This window comes from Candidatus Kirkpatrickella diaphorinae (assembly GCF_025736875.1).
Taxonomy (GTDB): domain Bacteria; phylum Pseudomonadota; class Alphaproteobacteria; order Acetobacterales; family Acetobacteraceae; genus Sorlinia; species Sorlinia diaphorinae.
In genome coordinates, this window is the sequence record NZ_CP107052.1 from 1,232,289 (window position 1) to 1,248,299 (window position 16,011).

Here is a 16,011-nt window from a genome sequence, read left to right on the forward strand (position 1 = left end):
GCTGGAACCCTTCACACTGCCTGACCCGTTGCACTCAAGGCGGCGTATTCCAGCACGTGCTCTATCTCGCGACGGCAGGATGCCTGTCCCGCCTCACGATCCTCATCGCGCCCCCAGCGCGCCATCTGTGCGTTTTCCTCGATAAAGGCGCAGGCGATCCCCGTATCGACTGTGATGGCGCCATAAAGAATGGCATGGGCGAGAATGAGGCTCGCCGTCATGGATGAAAGAACGGAAAGGCCGGTCAGGGCGACATCGTCGTAGCTTGATAAGCGCGCTTCAATAGCTTCGATAACCCCATCCGCGATGTCAATCGGCGTGATCTCTTCAGACCAGGGCAGAGCGCAACCAAACATTTCCTCAAACGTCTCGCGTGGCGACGCGAAAATCCGCGTCTGCGCCTGCCCGAGTGAATCATCACCATGACGATATAAAAGCGCGTCAGAGCGGAAGATATCAACAAGTTGCGCCACGACCTCACGCCGACGCGGCGCGATACGTTCCAATTGCGTGGCGGCAAGTTGCGTGAGCGGCATGTGCTCCGGGTTGAAAATCGCGTTTTTACAGCAGAGTCGCCATTCATCAGCAATTTTCTCAGCAAGGGCGGCGGAGGGCACAATCAAGCTTGACCCGGCTGGCAGCGCGACCGGTTTCCCGTCAAGCAAAATGGCCCACTGATCCGCCGCCGCGCGCTCAATCGTGACGTCAGACCAGAAGACCCTGTTTCCCCTCACCGGAACAAGCCGAGACTTTTCAACAGATCGGCCGCGCCCTTACTCTTTTTCACTGATGCCGCACTTATTCCGGCCCGACCTTCACGCGCTGTGTGCAGCCACGCGGGACAGAGATCGGTTTTCTGCTCATTGATCGTAAAGCCGGTTCGGCCATCTTCACCCTGTACTGCGGTCACATGTGGATTTTCGAGCAATCCCTGCACGCGCAGGCGCTTTGAGGCACCCGCCCCGGCGACAGAAATGACCGGCTCAATGTTGAAATCAACTGTTTCACTCTCCCGGTCAAATGTCCCACGTCCGGACAGTTGAACAGGTGCGGCATCCAGTCCGATCAGATCAACATCGAGTTGCGTCGGCGCCACATTCATATGCAGACCGAAACACCGCACGGGAAGTTCACTCCCGTCCAGAAAAGCCCCGATCCCTCCTTTCAGGTAAGGCCGAAAGGGGGCCGTCCGAATACGCCCACCCACCATGGAAAGGCCGAGATGGCCCGTCATGTGGCGCTGAAACGCGTCGCGTGAGGCCGCCGGCCCCTGGAGATCACCCACAATCTCGACCGGTCCACTCAGGAAAGGAGCCATATCAAGCGCGCCAAGCAGTAACTCCGCCGGAACCGTCATGGGCGCTGCATGGAGTGCGAGAGTCGGGGAGGATGTGTCACCGTTATAAACGACGCTGCCCACCATCGTGCCGGTTTTGGCGCTGTTCTCAGCAAGGTTCAGACGCCAGACCTGATGGGCATAATCCGCATTGAGTTTGACATTATCATAAAGCTGGTCGCCAAATTTGAGGTTCTTCCCGTTCGCGATGATGGACCAGTCAAATTTATCGGCCACGCCATCAGAGAGACGCCGCCAGCTATCCTGCACCCAATGACTTTTGATCGCCGCTTCATCCGGCGGCGGTGCAGTCTCTGCCGCCGAGGCAGCGTCAGTCGATGGCGGGACGGCAGGGGAAAATGGCGGTATCGGACGTGCTTCCGGCTTCGGCGCGGTGACGGGCGGGGGCGTCGTCTGCTTGAGATTGAGGAAATCAACATGCGTGACGTCAAACTGCGCCTCTATTTTGCCGCGTGATGTTGCTTCGGCAGGGAAGGTCACATGGCCCTGTCCGTTGAGGCTCAAAGCGCGGCTTCTGAGTTTGAGGCTTTTGACGTCGAGGGACGTGCCGAAATGCGCCTCCGCGCGGGCGTCGAAGATGGCGTCTTCGAGAAGGACCGGCCCGACAGGGAGGTATTGCGCGCGCCCATCCATGTCAAAAGACGCCTCCGACCGCCCCGCATGACCATTGACGTGAATCACGCCATCCCGGTCGAAAAAAGCAATCCGGTGCGTGTTCGGCGCCAGACGCGCTGAAAAGGGAAAGGTCTTCTCAAAATGACTATGCAGGGAGTCATTGAGGTCAGACAAAGTCGGGACGGTCGCCTGAATGGCCCAATCCTTCCCGGGGGATGGAATGACAGTCGAGAATTTCAACGCGTCCCGCACATTCCGGGCGGACACGCTGATATTCCGCCCTTCAAAAAAACCGGGCACATGTAAATAGCCGATATCGAGATCCGCCATCTCCAGCGTCAGGGACTGATACCAGGGGCGCTCATTCTTATCCTGACGGGCCGGATCCTCAGTGAGCGGGTGATCACTAAAGACGACCCGCCCGGAGAGCCCCTCAATATCCGGCAGGCGAACATGATTGAAGATCGCCTGAAGCTGCTGCGTCCGACGCATCCGCGCCTTGATTTCCCCTGACCAGCCGCGCAGATGCATGACATCTCGCAAAGCGCCGGAGTAATTCGCCCAGCCATCCTCTCGATCACCGGAGCCGAGAATGAGGCCCAACCCGATATGCCAGGGTTTGCGCGGATTTTGAAAATCCGCGAATGAGCCAACATGACCGCTGAGGCTGAAAGGTGTCTCACCATGACGCGCATGCACTTCAATCGCCGGTGCGTTTGAGCGAAGCCCGTCAAACGTCGCATTTTCAATCAGAACCTGCCCGGAGCGATGGGTGAGCTGATCATCCAGGCTGCAAATGACGTTGCGCAGCCTGATCCCTGCAAGATGCACGCGATATTTCTGCTTCTGGCCTGACGTTACGTGCCCATCATCTGTGTCCGGGCGCGCCTCATGCACAGGGTGAAGCATCCAGCTTGCGTGACCGGACGCATCACGACGGATGTTGATCTGACCATTTGCAAGGTCAATCCGCTTGATGCGGAGGTTATGATGCAGGAGGGGTAGAATATCGACCGCCACCCGGGCGGAAGCCACTTGCGCCATCGGCGGGCCTTCCGAGAAATCCGGGTCGCGAAGCGTGACATGCTCCAGCGTCAGACCAATCTGCGGAAATGCTGAAACCCGGACCCCGTCAAAGCGAAGATCATCCCCCGTATGCGCCTTGACCAGCGCGATGAGATGCTGCCGGTCAATCAAACGGCTGAGGATGATCTGTGTCGCAACGATGCCGATCGCGGCCAGACTCAGAATAACGACCAAACCCGCCAATATGCGCTTCATCATGAACCCGCCTTGTTTTTTGTACGTTTCGCCTTCGGGGTTTCGCCCGCCGCAAACCCGAGGCGCCGGAACGTTTCAAGCATATGGGGCGGCAGCGGCGCGGCGACGCTCAACATACCGCCCTCAGGATGCGGGATTTCCAGATGCCTTGCATGCAGATGAAGGCGATCTTCGAAACCATCAATATGGGTTTTATCCCCGCCATATTTCGGGTCACCCAATATTGGTGTCCCGAGGCTTTCACAATGCACGCGCAATTGATGTGTCCGCCCCGTCAGAGGGTTGAGTTGCAGCCAGGTCAGTTTGCGCCCCGCCGCATCAACAACCTCATAATCCGTCAAAGCCCGCTGGGCGTCGGCATCCTTACGATCCGCCGCCATCATCAATGCGCCCTGCCCGGCCCCCAGCTTCACAAGAGGTTGGTCAATCGTGCCGGATTGCGGGGAGGGTCGCCCGACCACCACCGCCCAATAGGTTTTCCGCACATGACGCCCGCGAAAGGCCGCGGCCAGTTTCGCCGCCACACCCGGCGTACGCGCCACCAGAAGGAGCCCCGACGTGTCACGGTCAATGCGATGAACGAGACGGGGACGCTCCACCTCCCCCTCTTGCAGCCCATCGAGCATCATGTCGATATGCGTTGTGATCCCCGGCCCGCCCTGCGTCGCCAGCCCGGACGGTTTATCAAGCACGATCAACGATTTATCCTGGTAGACAACCATATGCTGGATGTCACGGATCAGGCTGGGATCAAGGGGGCGCTTCTGCCCACCGAGCGGCGCACGCGCTCCTTCAGGCAAAGGAGGGATACGGAGATTCTGCCCGGCAATGACGCGTGTTGATGCTGTGACGCGCTTTCCATCAAGGCGGATCTGCCCCGTTCGACATAATTTTTGCAGGGCCCCTTGGGTGAGAGAAGGATAATGCCGGCGGAACCAGCGATCGACCCTCATCTCGGCCTCATCCTGGTCGATAACACGTGTCATGACACTCATGACCCACGCCTTGCCCGGAGTCGTGCATAATTGTCCAGAACTTTTGTAATTTCGGCCTCATGGCCGCGCGGCGTCGGGCGGTAAAATGTCACGCGCGCCATATCATCGGGAAAGAAATTCTGGCCTGAAAACCCATCTTCCGCATCGTGATCATATTCATAGCCTTTCCCGTAACCGATTTCCCGCATCAACTGGGTGGGCGCATTACGGATATGCAAAGGCGGGCCGAGGCTGCCTGTCTCACGCGCCGTGGCCCGCGCCATTTTATAAGCGGTGTAGACAGCGTTTGACTTGGGGGCCGTGGCCAGATGCACGATGAGTTGCGCCAAAGCCAGCTCGCCTTCCGGGCTGCCGAGGCGCTCATAACTCTGCCATGCCGCGATAGAAAGCGGCAGGGCGGTCGGGTCAGCCATTCCGATATCCTCCGCGGCAAAGCGGTTCAACCGGCGGGCAATGTAGCGCGGGTCCTCGCCCCCTTCCAACATGCGGGCAAACCAGTAAAGCGCCGCATCAGGGTCAGAGCCGCGCAATGATTTATGCAAAGCGGAGATGAGATTATAATGCTCTTCCCGATCCCGATCATACAAGGCGGCGCGACGCGTGAGGATGGCGGATAAAGCCGTTGAATCAAGGGGGGCATCTGCTTTGAGGGAGAGGAGTTGCTCCGCGAGGTTCAGCAGGTAGCGCCCATCCCCATCCGCCATCGCGCGCAGGCTGGCGCGCGCATCCGGTGTCAGGGGAAGCGTACGCCCTCCATCATCTTCGGCGCGATGAAGCAGCTTTTCAAGCGCGGCATCATCCAACCGGTTGAGAATAAGAACCTGACAACGTGAGAGGAGCGCACTATTCAGGGAAAAGGACGGATTTTCCGTCGTGGCGCCGACCAGCACAACCGTCCCCTTTTCCACAAAGGGGAGGAAACTATCCTGCTGGGCACGGTTGAAACGATGGATCTCATCCACAAACAAAAGAGTGCCCCGCCCGGTTGCGGCCTGGTAGCGTTGCGCCGCGTCAAATTCCTTCTTAAGCTCCGCAACGCCTGAGAATACGGCGGATATTGGCGCGAAACGCAATCCGGCCTCGCCCGCGAGAAGGCGCGCCATCGTCGTTTTGCCGCAACCCGGCCCGCCCCACAAAATGAGGCTTGAGAGGCTGGATTGCGTCAACATGCGCGTGATGCGCCCCGCCTCACCAAGGAGATGCGCCTGCCCCACAACATCACGCAGCCGCGTCGGGCGGAGGCGGTCTGCAAGGGGCTGGGTTTTCGATGTCATATTGGTTTGGGTGCGTCGGGGATCTGAATCCGGCGGTGACGCGGTGCCAAACAAATCATCTTCGGCTGCTGCGCCCATCGAACCCTCCCCCAACCCCCACGCCGATTAGCCAGCGTCGAGGCTGTTCACATCACATTCTATTCGTTGAAGGATCGTATCACGCCAGGCAGAAAAACGGAAAACGGATTGGCTACAAGATGCGGATCTTTGAAATCACCCGTAATCACATAAGTCGCGGCAAAAACGCCCCCTTCTTTTTCAGGGGAGAAGAGATGGCCGAGTTTCGGGAAGCGTCCCAATATCGCATTAAACCCGAATGCGGGCACGACCGTCCCATGCAGGTCAAGCTTCTCCCGGCGCAAATCAATGAGGCCGCGCAGCGTCGCCCCGAGGGCGCGATTGCCGAAATATCCGTCTTCGATCAGGATCTGAGACGGGTCGATTGTGAGTTTGGCATGCAGGCGATCCAACGCAAAACGCTGCGGATTTGTCTTTGACCAATCCACCAACGCGGCATGGGCCAAGGTTTGCAGCAGACGGGGCGGCTTGCGGAAATTGAAAGCACCAACATCCAGATGGCCGCGCATTCGCGGGAGGGCCTGACAGCAATCCCCCTCTGTCACACCATCAAAGGCCAGATGTCCGCCCTCAAGCCGATCATAAATGGCGAGATTTTCGAGACTTCCCCCCAGATTTTGCACATGAATCTGCAGATGCGCGCGCTGCCCCTGGGGTGTGAGTTCCGCGCTGAGGGGGGAAACACCCCCCGCGTACAATGTTCCGCGTCTGACACGTATCCCCTGCCCTGCTGAAGTGATCTGCAAATCCCGATAAATGGCGCGCCCATGATAAATCACGTCATTGGCACGTAAAGAGGCCTGCCAGTGCGCCGCTTCCCGAGACACGGGATGCGCCTTTGGCGTTTCTTGTGCGGCTTTGTGCGATGCGGCATTTCGCGGCTTTTGCAGCCATGGCGTGATGTCGAGCGTCGAGAGCCTGAGGCGCGCATCAACAGGCGTTTCATGGCGCGCCGGAAACACAATACGACCCGTGCCGGAACTACCAGCAAGGCGCATTTTGTCGAGTGTCAGAACGGAAATCTTGCCTTGAGCGGTTTGCCCCCAGCCTGACACGTCAATATTGTCCCCGGTAATGGCGAAACGCGGCAGATCCGTGATGACGCGGTTATGAAATTTGACCTCCGCCATCGCCTTGGCGGCCATGCCGAGCGGTTTTTGCCATAAGGGAATTGAGATCCCGGCGTCACGCAGGTCAAGCGATGTCTGGAGTGATGCGTGACCGTCCTCCGTCGCCGCGTAATGTGATTTCAGCAGCGCATGGCCCTGAAACCAGAATTCCGCATCAGGCAGGATTTTGCGAAGGTCGCCCGGCGTCACGATGGATTGCGCATCGAAAGACTCCGCCTGATCCGACGCGCCTTTCGGCATGAAGAGGAGATTGACATGGACCTGCGTCGGTAATGGCCCGAATGCGCCTTTCGCATCCAATTTCATCTGGGACTGGGTCGCCACCAGATGACCTGACACGCCGGAAACAGATTGCCCCAGCACGAGGTTCTGCAGTTCAACCTTCTGAAACGCGGCTTTGATATCTGCCCGGAAAGCATCGGGCGACGCATCGGAATCCAGCGGAAACTGCATGGCAAGCTGCGCATCGACCTGCCCGGACGGCTTCGTGAAAGGTAATTTTTTACCTTTCAGCAATTTCAATTCCGGCTCTGACAGCACATTGATGAAGCCGGAGAGATCACCCACCAGATTGAGTTTGAGATCCGCTATCTGGGAGGCATCGAACAATCCGTTGATACGCATGTGCCCGCTTTTTAACCGCAGGGAGCGGCCACTCTGCCCGCCCGGACCATCGCTGGATGACACCAGGCGTGATGTCTGCCACCCGCGCAAAAAGGCGATATCGAGCGCATCCTTTTGCGTGATTGACAGATCCGCATCAAGGTGGATGCCCGGCGGGATGGGACGTTTCCAGAAAAGCGTCGCGTCCCGCACATGCCATTTTCCTTCAAGGCCCGCAATATCGAGTTTATCGAACCCGTTCGGGCTGGCGAGTTGCGCTGTGACATCAAGACCCTCCGCCCTGCCCTGCGTCAAATTCTGCCCGACCCACAGCCTGACTGGCGGGATAAACTGCATCGGCCATATCGTCATCAATTGCGGGATCTGGATGGGTCCGGGGAGCGCGGCATGGATGTCGCCATCGATATTTTTTGGTGCCGCAAAATGGTCGAGATTAAGCTGCCCCTGCGCCGTGACGTCATGCATCTTCCCGTCAGCACCGCGCATTTGCAGGGACAGGTGAGAAAGTATGAGGCGCGCCGCATCATCCGCCCCGTTTTTGCGTCGCAGCATGGAAAGGAGAGGTCGCCCCGCATTTGATGCTGTATCCGGCGGGGATGCGGTGATGGCGGCCGTACCGCCCCCAAGCGATAAAGCCGGTCCATTTTTCTGTTGAATATGCCCGGAGCCCAGCTTCACCTCTCCATCTATTCGCGTCAGATGAATTTGAGAGTCCGGAAGCACCATCATGGCCGGCCCGTGCGTGCGGAGTGCGATGGCGCCTGTCAATGTGGCCGGCATCTGCCAATTTGCGGCGGCGGGTAGAAAATTTTGCAGGTCAGCAAGGTTCTGCATCGGCAGGATGCCCCGCCAGATCGACCCGTCCGGCAAAGAATGGGTCGTGATTGAAATATGTCCGAGATTTTGCGGACCGGCACGCACGCCGCCCTCCAGAGCGCCATCCCAGGATAAAGTGTAATGCCCGGTATAAGCGCGCGCTAAAGCGCCCTGCGCCGCATCGAGGCTCAGAAGTTTGCCCGACGCACTGTCAAGGAGGCTGACCGACACATGGTCAATTTTCAGCTCATGCAGGAGGCGGAGGGAAAAGGGCGGGATCAGATACATGTGACGGCGCGCATCCGGCCAATCCAGATCAAGATCACCATCCTCGAAAAACCGCAATTTTACGAAACCATGGTCCGCAATCAAAGTGACCGGTCGGAAACGCTTATGGAGAAGATAGCGCGGCAGGAGGCGCATATAAGCGTGCTGCGCCGATACGAGAACATCGCCATCGCGCCCGATGATTTTGAGATCATCAGCCCAGACGCCCAAGCCTGAAGGCAGGCCGTGCGCCGGACTGCGCCAGCCGATCCTGAACCGCGCCGCGGAGAGGCGGCCCGCAGGGGGGCCGCGCAGAAGGCTCCGTTCAATTGATATCGGGAAGAAACGCGAGATGATCGGGGTCACATCCACCGGGCCTGACCGAAACTGAATGACCAGATAAATGATGCCCATCGCGAATAGCGCGGCGATCACAAGGGCGCCATAAAGTGCCCTGCGCCAGAAAGAGGATGTCCCGGCTTTCACCGATGCCGGTGTGCCACGTTCCACCAATTTACAGCTCGGCGGCGGCTTCCTTGACGAGGCGGGCATGTTCCGCGGCTTTGACGTTTCGCCAGACGAAGCGGATTTTGCCATCGCGATCAATCAGGAAGGAGCTTCGCTGGATGCCGAGATAGGTTTTGCCGTAATTCTTCTTCTCAACCCAGACATCGTAGATTTTTGACAGAGCGTGATCCGCATCGCTTGCCAAGGGGAAGGTCAGACCGAATTTTTCAGCAAATTTATCAAGTTTGGGCACCGGGTCGGGGCTGACGCCGATAACTTGAAGGCCAAGCCTCTGTAATTGCGGCAGATCACTTTGCAGGTCACAGGCCTGCGTTGTGCAACCCGGCGTGTCGGCCTTCGGGTAAAAATAAAGAAGGTAGGGCTGCCCCTGATAATCCGTGTCCTGCACCGTTCGCCCCCCGGAAGCCTGAAGGGAAAATTTCGGCGCTTTGTCTCCAACGTCGATCATGCGAGCTTCTCCGTCCTGATGAAGGCCCGTTATCTTTAGCGTAGCTGACGATGCCGCGCAGATATCGAGGCGGCCCTGAGGCAATTGGCTTGGACGACCCTCATAGCGTAAACCACGTCGAACGCCCACCCTGCAAACAGGTCAAGTTATTTAAGGTTCGATTTTATTTCGCCCTGTGCGGCCTGCGCGTACCCGGATCGCGCCCTGAGGAGGGCGCTGAATCTCAAGGTACGGGCTGAAACCATGGTGGCGCGGGCGGCAATTCAGGCGGCGGGGGCGGATAGGCGGGACCATTGATCACATTGATCTGCACCGGTGGATAAACGACCTGATGCGCGCTTGAAGCAACCTCCATGCCCACGGCCCCGCCAATCAGCCCGCCAACGATAAGCCCCGTGCCCAGGCCACTGCCACCATACCAGTAACCGGGCCCCCAGCCCCAACCCCAACCATCATTGATAACAGGTGGTGGCGGAAGGGGTGGGCCGAAGTGCGGCCCCCAATATGGCCCGCGCGGGCCAAAATAAGGCCGTCTTACCGGACCGAACCGATAGTGACCGCCGGGGCCGAAATGCGGCCCGCCGCGATGGAATCCGTGTCCGTAAGGCTGCGCCATCACAGGCGGGGACAGGCTGATTGAAAGGCCCAGCGATGCTACTGACAGTGTTTTGAAAAAAATGCCCCGCATCATACGCTCCTGAAATGCGATTAAGTCGCGCGGCATTTTTGCAGCGCGCCGGATCTGTTTCTCAGATGGGCGCGGAAACATGCCGGAAAAACGGCAAAAAGCTGGTTATTTTGTGACAAAATGATTCAGATCCTTGCCAAAGCACCGCGTTATAGGTGTGTGCGGCGCTTTCCCCGGCATGACCCTTGCTTTCTTTAATGTTTCTCTTTGTCACTTTTGACAGGGAGGGCATTATAACCCGCAGGCACCTCAAAAACAGAACCGGGTAATGCGCGGTAACTGACCTGTTTGGCGACGAGCTTGCCATTCACGCCATCAGCATCGACCCCCTCCTCCGACAGGATGATGCCGTCATCCGTCACACATGCGGTCGCGGCGCCGTAGCGACTGGTGATCGCCCAGCGCGTGCAGGTCAGTCCCGCGACATTCGCCTGGCCCTGCGGCGTGAAAGCCATGGAAAGATCGAGCATGAACGGGTTTCTTAAACCCACTTTCGGGGAGAAGCGGTTGAAAAGCTTCTGCTGATGCAGGATCAACGTAACGAAATGATCTTTGCGATTAAAAATTGTGGTCGCGATATGTTGCGGCCCGTCAACCCGCATAAAATCGCCACCCGCCTTGAAAGATACGGTCACATCCAGAGGTTTCGGAAATTTCTTGGGCTGCACCGCGTAGGTGACTTCAGCATCGCGCATCGGTGTCAAGGGTGGATGCTGGGAGGCGATTACGCTCTCTTTTCCGTCCGCGGGTTTGACTTGCGCAAAGGCCGTCTGTGGCGCGCCCGGTGTCATGACACCTGCGATGATGGCAGCACCGAAAGCGGCGAGACATGTTTTTGAGGACATGAGCGGAAAATCCTTCCCGAAAAATTAAATTCATCGTCAGGCCGCGTCGCGGACCTTCAAAGATCGAATCTCCGGCATCAAAGCATCCAACCTGACATCTGCACACCAGACCACGTCGCGTTGAAGTGCCTCGGAAAGGGCGTCCTGGTAATGCGATGCGTCCCAGATGAGACAGCCGAATTGCGCAAGGTGCGACGTTGGATATTGCGTGTCAAGCAAGGCAAAGCCCTGCCGGCGGAGAGTCGCGACCAGGTGAACCAGCGCGATCTTTGAGGCATCTCTGGCGCGTGAGACCATCGTTTCTCCAAAAAACGCGCCACCAATATGGATACCGAACAAACCACCCACGAGCTCATGCCCCGCCCAGATTTCAACGGAATGTGCGTATCCGGCCTCAAACAGCGCCAGATAGAGTTGTCTGAGGGGTTGGTTGATCCAGGTCTCCGTGCGGGTCGGATGTCGCGCCGCGCAGAGATCCAGGATGCGCACAAAATCGCGGTCGGACGTCACATCATATCGACCGGCGAGCACCGTGCGGCGCAGGCGCCGGGGGAGGTGAAACCGGTCATTCAGCGGCATCACACCGCGCTGCATCGGCTGAAACCAATGCAGAATATCGTCATCCGCATTGTCCGCCATCAGGAACCGCCCGTGATGATAACCTTCAAGCATATCCTGCATTGTAAAAGGGCGGGTACGCCGACGTGACGATTTACCGCCCGTCATATAATGTTATGATGGCCCGGGGCCTGGGTCGCTATGGAGAGCATGTTGGAACTGACAAAAGCCTTTCTCATCTCATTCTTTTTCATGCAGATGATCTATATTTTCTACCCGCGCGTGGGGGGATTATGGTTCATTATATCGACAGTGAGCCTTCTCGGTGCGTTGGCAGGTTGTGTCTTTGAAGGCATCCTCATGCTCGGGAAAAATCCATCACGTCGCTGAACGTCCTTCACGCACAGCCTCGGCCATGTGGTCAGCCGTCTCACGCACGCTCAGGCCATGGGTGCGCTCCAACCGGCGGATCGTAAAATGTGCCCGCGCGAGTGAGCGGTAATGTGCCAGAAATGCCGCATTCAGCGACGCACCGCAAAGCGCACCCGCGACCGGCATCATCTGAAGGGCGAATTTCCGTGACAGGCCCATCCCGTAATGCGACGCGACCTCGCCAATCAGCATCACGATTGGCCTTCCCCGCATCAAGGCGCGCGCGGAGAAGAACCCGAGTTCACTCTCCTCACCCTGCGAAGTTGAGGCGAAGCTTCGCAGGGCGAAGACTTCCAGACATGCCCGGCGCGTATCAGGATCGGAGAGATCCTCCCCCTCCTGCCGGGCAATATCGGCGATTTCCCGCATGATGGTGAGGGTGGTGAAACCCACATCGGGCAAGAGGCCGAGCGCCCCGCTAAACCCCCCGACCGCGCCGGATATCGCCACCGCAACCTGAGCGCCCCCCTCCCTGAGACGGTGACGCGGACGCGCTACGGGCTTTGACATTCCCATAATCGCGACATCAAAGGCACGGGTGATCGCGACTTCCGCAATGCCCTGAAACTTGGCCTGTAAAGATGGCGCAAGCCCGATTCCCTGAAGGCTCAGCCGCGCGGCCTGCCCGATCGCGCCGCCCATGAGATCGGCCAGCCGGACGAGCAAACCGCGGCCTTTTTCAACATCGGCAAGGGCGCCCTGTAATTGCCGCAATGAATCGGCATCGAGTTTCGACCGGATGACTGCAAAACCCGGTGACGACGCATCAGATGACGTCATGGCGCGACCCTCCTCAATAAATATGTTTCGATGGTAGCACGGTGCTGCGCAGGATGCACACGCCACTACGGTGAAAGAATAAAGGATGCGACCTTGCATCATCGTGAAAAGCGACGATGTTTTAGGTCTCAGTTGTTGAAGTTCCGGTCGATACATTCATTGACGGGGGGCTTGTCCCGCGCCAGAAATTCAATCGATCGTCGCCCCTCCTCGACTCGCACCCACATTTTAAACAAAAACGACGTGAAAAGGCCGCCACGATATGAATCGAGACACGAAAAGCCAGGGCATCCAAACCGTCAACCCGGCAACGGGCGCGGATCTCGCCTTCCACCCCTTCATTGAGGATAATGCGGTGGATGGTGTGCTTCAGCGGGCAGCCCTGGGCTTTGAAACGTGGCGAAATATGGGCATGACGGCCCGGCTCGAAATTCTGAAACAATTTGGCGCCGCAATTGAGAGCGCCAAGGAAAATCTTGCCCATCAGGCCAGTATTGAAATGGGCAAGCCGATCACCCAGTCATTGGCGGAAATCGACCGTTGCGTGCAATTAACGCGCTGGATCGTCGATCATACACCCAAAATCCTGTCGCCACGGAAGGTCGATATACCGACCGGGCGCGCCTGGCTCCGTTTTGATCCGGTCGGCACTGTTTTTGGCATCACGCCCTGGAATTTTCCCCTTTACCAGATCATTCGCGCCGCTGTGCCGATTATGGCGGGCGGCAATGGTTATCTCGTCAAACCCGCAGAGTGCACCATGCAATGCGGTTTAATGCTGAATGATATTGCCGCGTCCGTTGGGATGGGTGATGTGTTTATCGCCGCAAATTTCCGGCGGGAACATTCCCGGCAAATCATCCAGGACAGACGCATCGCGGGCGTCGCCCTGACGGGCAGTGTCGGTGCGGGCCGTGCCATTAGTCAGCTTGCCGGTGAGGCGGGTAAAAAGACGGTCATGGAATTAGGCGGGTCCGACCCTTTCATCATTCTCGCCGATGCCGACCTTGAAAAAGCCGTCGACGGCGCTGTGGCGTCACGCTTTGGAAATGCCGGGCAAGTCTGTATCGCCGCGAAGCGGTTCATCGTCGAAGAATCGATCGCCGCCGATTTTACCGATCGGTTCGCTGAACGCATCGCTGACATGCAACCGGGCGACCCGCTCGATCGTGAGACTTTCCTCGGCCCGATGTCGCGCATTGACCTGCGCGATGCTCTGCATAAACAGGTGCAGATAGCCGTCAAGGAAGGGGCGAAACTTGTCTTGGGGGGGGCAAAGCCGCGGCAACCCGGCGCCTGGTATCCGCCCACCCTCCTGACGGACGTCACGCCGGAAATGGCGTGTTTCCGGGAGGAGCTCTTCGGGCCTGTTGCCTGCGTGATTGTCGCGAAAGACTCGGATGACGCCGTCAGATTGGCCAATGACAGTGATTTCGGCCTGTCATCCAGCCTCTGGACGAAAGATCTCGCAAAGGCCGCGCAACTGGCGGGCGAAATTGAAGCCGGAGCCGTCAACATCAATAAGGGGTCAAGCTCCGACCCGAACCTCCCGATCGGCGGGATCAAGGCAAGTGGTTACGGGCGGGAACTGACCGAGTTCGGCCTGCTGGAATTTATGAACATCAAACCTGTCTGGGCCGCTGCTTAGACGGTTTCCGGCGACGCAAAGGATCGGCCATCATACGGGCCGATCCGGCGCGGACCCATAGCACGTTACGTGATGCCGCCCATTTTGCAGATAATATCCCATTCATCCGCTGTTATCGGCGCGACAGAAAGGCGGGATTGCCGCAAAAGGGCCATTTCAGAAAGTGCCGGTGAAGCTTTTATCTGGGCGAGCGTGACGGGCCGCTTCATGGGTTTCACTGTGCATACATCGACGCACACCCATCTCGGGTCATCAGAAGTCGGGTCCGGATAGGCGGTGCGCACAACTTCGACAATGCCGCGAATCGCCTTCTCTGTCACGGAATGGTAAAAAAAGGCCCGGTCGCCTTTTTCCATCGCGGCCAGATTATTGCGCGCCTGAAAATTGCGCACGCCGGTCCAGGGCTCAACATTATTATGACATTGCATATCCCAGGAAAACGACGCAGGCTCAGACTTGATCAACCAATATTTCATGCGCTCCCTGACAGCGCGGCGAGGCCCACGCCTGATTGCTGATGCAATGACAACCGCCCTTTCCCTGGCTCAGGCCGATTTCTTCTGCCCGGATCTGCGCCATGATGACCGCTTTATGTGGCCAATCAGGGGGTGAATCATGTATGCGATATTCTGTACGTGTATATCGTGAGTTTCGTTTGAAAACCATTCCGAACATTTCTCCCGACGGTTCGCCCGCCTTACGCCCTAGAGTGGTGGAGCGCTTCGCCAATCCGGGCCGGTTTATCCGGGTGACGCAATGGCTCCTCCCCCTTCTGACCATTGCGGGCATCGTCACGCTTGCCATCGGGCTTGTCTGGGCGCTGGTCTTCGCACCGGCCGACTGGCAGCAGGGTGAGACGGTGCGCATTATGTACATCCACGTGCCCATGGCGATACTGGCCTCGACCGGCTATTTCCTTCTCGCAGTCTGCGGCGCGTCCTCCCTCGTCTGGCGGCACCCTATCGCCAATATCGCCGCGCGGGAGATCGGGCCGATTGGCGCGACGGTGACCGCGCTCTGCCTGATCACCGGCTCTCTCTGGGGAAAGCCGATGTGGGGCACGTGGTGGGTATGGGATGCACGGCTGACCTCTGTCCTGCTGCTGTTTTTCCTCTATATCGGCCATATTGCGCTGATACGTGGTTTTGATGATGCACAACGTGGCTATCGCGCTGCTGCCATTCTCGCACTGGCCGGGGTGGTTGATCTGCCGATCATCAAATTCAGCGTCAATTGGTGGAATACTCTGCACCAGCCTGACAGCATCACCCTGACACACGCGCCCGCCATGTCCCTTTCCATGCTGATGCCACTCGCCATCTGTATGATCGGGTTTTTTCTCGGTTTCGCAGCACTCGTGACAGGGCAGGTCAGGGCCGCCCTCCTCGAAATCAAATGGCGGCGCGCGCGCTTCTCCGACAGATATGCGCTATCCGATGAAGAGGCGAACGCGCCAGCCACAACCGCACATGCTGTGATGAGTGAGGAATGATGACCAGCACCCACATCACCTTCATCATCGCGGCTTACGGGTTGACGATCGGAACGCTGGCCATGCAGGCGCTTTTATGTTGGCGACGGCTGCGCCGCGTTCAGAGTCGGTTGCGGATGCGTGAGTCCCATCAGCCGCATCAATCATGAGGCTGG

The 16,011-nt window shown here is 58.1% G+C and carries 15 protein-coding genes; 4 read left to right on the top strand and 11 right to left on the bottom strand.

Annotation, left to right across the window (positions count from 1 at the left end):
* Positions 1 to 11: 11 nt before the first annotated feature.
* From N5W20_RS05535 to aat, 9 genes are all read right to left on the bottom strand, one after another.
* Entirely contained in the window at positions 12 to 734 is a 723-nt protein-coding gene (locus tag N5W20_RS05535) for an ATP12 family protein (protein ID WP_319806176.1), read from the bottom strand.
* Positions 731 to 3,256, bottom strand: a complete 2,526-nt coding sequence (locus tag N5W20_RS05540) for an AsmA family protein (protein WP_319806177.1) — start codon at positions 3,254 to 3,256, stop codon at positions 731 to 733. The genes N5W20_RS05535 and N5W20_RS05540 overlap by 4 nt, the downstream gene beginning before the upstream one ends.
* On the bottom strand, positions 3,253 to 4,248 hold the full coding sequence (locus tag N5W20_RS05545) for an RluA family pseudouridine synthase (RefSeq protein ID WP_319806178.1): 996 nt from the start codon (positions 4,246 to 4,248) through the stop codon (positions 3,253 to 3,255). Before N5W20_RS05545 ends, N5W20_RS05540 begins: the two co-directional genes overlap by 4 nt.
* A complete protein-coding gene (locus N5W20_RS05550) occupies positions 4,245 to 5,600 on the bottom strand; it encodes a replication-associated recombination protein A (protein ID WP_319806179.1) in 1,356 nt (451 codons plus the stop codon). Before N5W20_RS05550 ends, N5W20_RS05545 begins: the two co-directional genes overlap by 4 nt.
* Positions 5,601 to 5,659: 59 nt before the next feature.
* A complete protein-coding gene (locus N5W20_RS05555) occupies positions 5,660 to 8,950 on the bottom strand; it encodes a hypothetical protein (protein WP_456304900.1) in 3,291 nt (1,096 codons plus the stop codon).
* A 1-nt stretch (position 8,951) separates the two neighbouring features.
* Positions 8,952 to 9,413 carry a thioredoxin-dependent thiol peroxidase gene (gene bcp / locus N5W20_RS05560; RefSeq protein WP_319806180.1) on the bottom strand — a complete coding sequence of 154 codons (462 nt, stop codon included), beginning with the start codon at positions 9,411 to 9,413 and terminating at the stop codon, positions 8,952 to 8,954.
* A gap of 223 nt (positions 9,414 to 9,636) precedes the next feature.
* Positions 9,637 to 10,137 (bottom strand): hypothetical protein, encoded by a 501-nt coding sequence (locus tag N5W20_RS05565; protein ID WP_319806181.1) that lies wholly within the window; start codon positions 10,135 to 10,137, stop codon positions 9,637 to 9,639.
* A gap of 158 nt (positions 10,138 to 10,295) precedes the next feature.
* On the bottom strand, positions 10,296 to 10,946 hold the full coding sequence (locus tag N5W20_RS05570; protein ID WP_319806182.1) for a hypothetical protein: 651 nt from the start codon (positions 10,944 to 10,946) through the stop codon (positions 10,296 to 10,298).
* A 36-nt stretch (positions 10,947 to 10,982) separates the two neighbouring features.
* A complete protein-coding gene (gene aat / locus N5W20_RS05575) occupies positions 10,983 to 11,618 on the bottom strand; it encodes a leucyl/phenylalanyl-tRNA--protein transferase (RefSeq protein WP_319806183.1) in 636 nt (211 codons plus the stop codon).
* 96 nt (positions 11,619 to 11,714) lie between these two features.
* Here aat and N5W20_RS05580 point away from each other — a divergent pair, with 96 nt between their 5' ends.
* Complete coding sequence (locus N5W20_RS05580) at positions 11,715 to 11,894, top strand: hypothetical protein (protein WP_319806184.1); 180 nt, start codon at positions 11,715 to 11,717, stop codon at positions 11,892 to 11,894.
* Here the strand turns inward: N5W20_RS05580 and N5W20_RS05585 are convergent.
* A complete protein-coding gene (locus tag N5W20_RS05585) occupies positions 11,883 to 12,716 on the bottom strand; it encodes an EcsC family protein (protein WP_319806185.1) in 834 nt (277 codons plus the stop codon). The two genes, N5W20_RS05580 and N5W20_RS05585, sit on opposite strands and share 12 nt — an antisense overlap.
* A gap of 262 nt (positions 12,717 to 12,978) precedes the next feature.
* Here N5W20_RS05585 and N5W20_RS05590 point away from each other — a divergent pair, with 262 nt between their 5' ends.
* Entirely contained in the window at positions 12,979 to 14,364 is a 1,386-nt protein-coding gene (locus N5W20_RS05590) for an aldehyde dehydrogenase family protein (RefSeq protein ID WP_319806186.1), read from the top strand.
* Positions 14,365 to 14,429: 65 nt separating this feature from the next.
* Here the strand turns inward: N5W20_RS05590 and N5W20_RS05595 are convergent, their stop codons facing one another.
* Positions 14,430 to 14,840 (bottom strand): EVE domain-containing protein, encoded by a 411-nt coding sequence (locus N5W20_RS05595; protein ID WP_319806187.1) that lies wholly within the window; start codon positions 14,838 to 14,840, stop codon positions 14,430 to 14,432.
* A gap of 236 nt (positions 14,841 to 15,076) precedes the next feature.
* Here N5W20_RS05595 and N5W20_RS05600 point away from each other — a divergent pair, with 236 nt between their 5' ends.
* Both N5W20_RS05600 and N5W20_RS05605 read left to right on the top strand, forming a co-directional pair.
* Positions 15,077 to 15,856, top strand: coding sequence for a heme ABC transporter permease (locus N5W20_RS05600; RefSeq protein ID WP_319806188.1), 780 nt, complete (start codon positions 15,077 to 15,079; stop codon positions 15,854 to 15,856).
* Positions 15,853 to 16,005: a hypothetical protein gene (locus tag N5W20_RS05605; RefSeq protein ID WP_319806189.1), complete on the top strand. Its 153-nt coding sequence runs from the start codon at positions 15,853 to 15,855 to the stop codon at positions 16,003 to 16,005. The genes N5W20_RS05600 and N5W20_RS05605 overlap by 4 nt, the downstream gene beginning before the upstream one ends.
* Positions 16,006 to 16,011 lie beyond the last annotated feature (6 nt).